The sequence below is a fragment of the Halobacillus sp. BBL2006 genome (genome assembly GCF_000786645.1).
Taxonomy (GTDB): Bacteria; Bacillota; Bacilli; order Bacillales; family Halobacillaceae; genus Halobacillus.
Genome location: NZ_JRNX01000069.1, coordinates 1 through 2,848 on the forward strand (window position 1 = coordinate 1; position 2,848 = coordinate 2,848).

The window sequence follows — 2,848 nt, forward strand, 5'->3', positions numbered from 1 at the left end:
GCAAAGCCAGTCGTCGTCTGTACGAAGCGGGATTTGTGTGATGACTGGGAGGAAATGATTTCCCAAGTTCATCTCATTGCTCCCGGAGTCCCAGTCTATGCGATTGATAACCTCTCAGGAGAAGGGGTAGATCTTCTCCTTGTGGAAGCCAATCCTGGTGATACTATCTCGTTAATCGGTTCTTCCGGTGTCGGTAAGTCGACCTTGATTAACCGAATGGTGAATCATGAAGTGCAAAAAACAAGTGAAGTGCGCGAGAGCGATGATCGAGGACGGCATACAACAACTCATAGGGAGTTATTCCTTTTGCCCAATGGAGCCTATATTATTGATACTCCTGGGATGCGGGAACTTCAACTGTGGGGAGAAGAGCATGGAGTTGAAGCGACCTTTTCGGATATTGAAGAAATAAGTGTTCAGTGCAAATTCAGAGACTGTAAGCATGAATCCGAGCCTGGCTGCGCGGTACGAAGCGCTATCGAGACAGGGGAGCTTGAGGAAGATCGACTGAAGAGTTACAACAAGCTTAAGCGGGAATTGCGCCGTCTGGACCTAAAAGATCGCCACGGTCAGCACCTTGCCAACCGGATGTTGCATGGTCCTAATAAGAACAAGTTTTCAAAGTAAGAATAAAAAGCCGGACTCTTCAGAGTCCGGCTTTTGTGCTGCTTATATCCTTATAAAGGGATGAGGATGATTAAGCTGCTTTTGTATATTATTTGTTCATATATTTGTGGATTTCCCAAGAGCTTACACGCAGGGAGTACTCTGTCCACTCTTGTTTCTTCTCATCAACATAAGCTTGAGAAGTGTGGTCGCCTAGAGCATTCATCAGCAATTCGTCTTTTCTAAGCGCTTGAATGGCTTCTTTAAGGTTTGTAGGAAGTGTAGGCACGCTATCATCGGTCACTTCGTACAAGTTACGGCTCTCTGCCTCACCTGCATCAAGTTCGTTACGGATACCATCAAGACCTGCATGGATCAACACTGCAAGAGTCAAATAAGGGTTAGCTGTCGGGTCCGGGTTACGTACTTCAAAACGAGTACCTTTACCGCGTGTATTAGGAACACGAATCATACAGCTACGGTTTGAGTGGGACCATGCCACACTAACTGGTGCTTCATAACCAGGAACGAGACGCTTGTATGAGTTAACGTTAGGGTTTGTAATGGCAGTGATTCCATCCGCGTGATGAAGGATTCCTGCAATGAACTGTTTCATTGTTTTAGATACGCCATCTTTAGCATCCTCATCGTAGAACGCGCTGTCTCCATCTCTGAACAAGGAAAGGTGGCAGTGCATTCCTGAACCATTTTCCCCTGAGAACGGCTTCGGCATGAAAGTAGCGTGATAAGAGTGGTTTGTAGCGATATCTTTAACTACGCTCTTGAACGTTTGAATGTTATCTGCCGTTTTCAGCATGTTGTCAAAACGGAAGTTAATTTCATGCTGTCCCATTGCCACTTCGTGGTGGGAAGCTTCCATTTCAAATCCGAATTTCTTCAGCGTGCGGACGATGTCACGACGTACTTTATCTCCTTTATCAATCGGAGAGGCATCGAAATATCCACCGCGGTCGTTCATTTCACGAATCGGATATCCATTCTCATCTAATTTGAAGAGGAAGAATTCAGGCTCTGGACCAACGTTAACGGTATACCCCATATCTTCTGCTTCTTTCATCGCACGTTTAAGGATGTAACGAGGATCCCCTTCAAATGGAGTGCCGTCTGTTTTGTAGATGTCGCAAATGAAACGTGCACTGCGATCTTCATCTACCAGGGAAGGTAACACTAAAAATGTGTCCAAGTCAGGGACTAGATACATATCACTTTCTTGGATTTCTGAGAAGCCAGAAATGGAGGAACTATCGAACATTGCTTCGTCATTTAGAATCATGTCTAGCTCTTCAGCTGGCAATTCTACGTTTTTCGTATCCCCCAGCATATCTGTGAATTCTAGTAAGATAAATTCTACGCGATTTTCTTTTACTTCCTGCTTAATTGCTTCTTTAGTGTAAGTCATACATTACCCTCTCTTTAAATGTTTTTTTATGAGTTTGTTTATCCAAAAAAGCTGGATATGTAGCTCAAAATTCCTTATGTAAGGAATTCTAACACAATGTGTAGAGAAATCTCAAACGTGATTTTAAATTTTTTGAAAAATCATAGAATAAGATTGTTAAGCTGTCATTCTGCAAACCTATGAATCTAAAGGGATTGGGCGGCGTATGAATGTCATGAGGTGGTTCAAATGAAAAAACATATTTTTCTCACTCTAGGACTGGGAACGCTGATTTTTTTCTACATGTATATGGCTTCGATCTTGAATAGATATTTGCAGGATATGGCAAATCTGACTTTTCAAGTTTACACGTACGTCACATTCAATCAACTCGCTTACATACCCATCGGATTCATTCTTGGTTTCAGGTGTTGGAATGAACAAAGAAAACGAGAAGGATCCTGGAAATTAGACAAAATTCGCATCTCCATCATTGGAATACCCTCGCTCTATTTTTTGCTAATACCCTATATGATTAAAGTTGAACCCTTATTTCCATTAATTATGATTACAAATTCTTCTTTATCCGCCGCTATTCAAGTTGTCTTTGGCTATATACTCGTTACCAGCTTTTATAAAGAAGAGCAGTTTCTTTAAGGAGAGAATGGACTCAATCGTTCATATGCATTATAATCGTGTCTGTAAACAATATAGAAAATACATAATTTCTAATAGAAGAAAGGGGTATGACAATGAGTAAAACTTTGATTTTCGGTCACAAAAACCCGGACACAGACACGATCTGCTCCGCACTTGTTTATTCTGACCTTAAAAATTCACTAG

Annotated in this window: 4 protein-coding genes; 3 read left to right on the forward strand and 1 reads right to left on the reverse strand. The window is 41.8% G+C overall.

Annotated elements, in window-relative coordinates:
- On the forward strand, positions 1–627 hold a 627-nt coding region (gene rsgA / locus LD39_RS02640), incomplete at its 5' end, for a ribosome small subunit-dependent GTPase A (protein ID WP_035542605.1).
- 88 nt (positions 628–715) lie between these two features.
- On the opposite strand, the gene glnA is transcribed toward rsgA, so the two are convergent.
- The gene (gene glnA / locus LD39_RS02645) at positions 716–2,026 is read right to left on the reverse strand and encodes a type I glutamate--ammonia ligase (protein ID WP_035542606.1); all 1,311 of its coding nucleotides are present in this window, start codon (positions 2,024–2,026) and stop codon (positions 716–718) included.
- A 228-nt stretch (positions 2,027–2,254) separates the two neighbouring features.
- On the opposite strand from glnA, the gene LD39_RS02650 reads away from it, so the two are divergent.
- Positions 2,255–2,662, forward strand: a complete 408-nt coding sequence (locus LD39_RS02650) for a hypothetical protein (protein ID WP_035542607.1) — start codon at positions 2,255–2,257, stop codon at positions 2,660–2,662.
- Positions 2,663–2,757: 95 nt separating this feature from the next.
- Positions 2,758–2,848, forward strand: a 91-nt coding sequence (locus LD39_RS23410) for a DHH family phosphoesterase (protein WP_156112554.1), incomplete at its 3' end; no start/stop codon positions are given.

What these genes read in the sequence shown, in the direction of transcription:
- glnA (WP_035542606.1), bottom strand. Translation starts at nt 2,026, where the DNA reads ATGACTTACACTAAAGAAGCAATTAAGCAGGAAGTAAAAGAAAATCGC.
- LD39_RS02650 (WP_035542607.1), top strand. Translation starts at nt 2,255, where the DNA reads ATGAAAAAACATATTTTTCTCACTCTAGGACTGGGAACGCTGATTTTT.